Origin of the sequence: Streptomyces sp. HSW2009 (assembly GCF_040240285.1) — a bacterium.
In the GTDB taxonomy this organism is placed as follows: domain Bacteria; phylum Actinomycetota; class Actinomycetes; order Streptomycetales; family Streptomycetaceae; genus Streptomyces.
In genome coordinates this window covers 1-525 of record NZ_JBEHZD010001136.1, presented here as the reverse complement: position 1 = coordinate 525, position 525 = coordinate 1, and the positions used below count along the sequence as shown (strand labels likewise).

Genomic DNA, 525 nt, shown 5'->3' with positions numbered 1-525 from the left:
GGGCGGGGGGGGTGGGGGGGGGGCCCGGGCGCCCCCCGCCGCCCCCGCCCCCGCCCCCCCCCCCCGCGCCCCCCCCCCCCGCGCCCGGGGGGGGGGCCGGGGCGCCCCGCCCCGGGCCCCTCGGCTGGGCCGCCGACCAGGGCGCCCTGGTCTTCCCCGCGCACCTCGGTGGACACGGCGCGGCCGCGGTGCGCCGCAGCGGCGCCGGCTTCGCGATCGAGCGCTGGGCCCCGTTCGCCCGCCTGTGACGGCACACACCGCTCACGCGCCCGCGCCCGCGTGAGGGCGCTCACTCGGTTGCCGTACGTGCCGTTCGTCATACGCGCCGTTCCGGGCAGCGTTCCGGGGTTCCGGGCTGCAAAGGGATGGGCGGTGGCGGCAGGGGAGCCGGGAGCCGCGGCGCCCGGGGGCCGGTCCCGGGGCGCCCCCCCCGCCCCGGCGGCGCCCCGCCCCCCCCCCGGGCCCCCCCCCCCCCCCCCCCCCGCCGCGCCGGGGCGCGGGCGTCGCCGCGGGTTGGCCGCCTGG

At 86.7% G+C, this 525-nt stretch carries 1 pseudogene; it reads left to right on the top strand.

Annotated features, from left to right (window positions below):
- Nucleotides 1–248 (top strand): annotated as a pseudogene (locus tag AAHZ94_RS34920) (hypothetical protein); the annotation flags it as partial.
- Nucleotides 249–525: the final 277 nt, after the last annotated feature.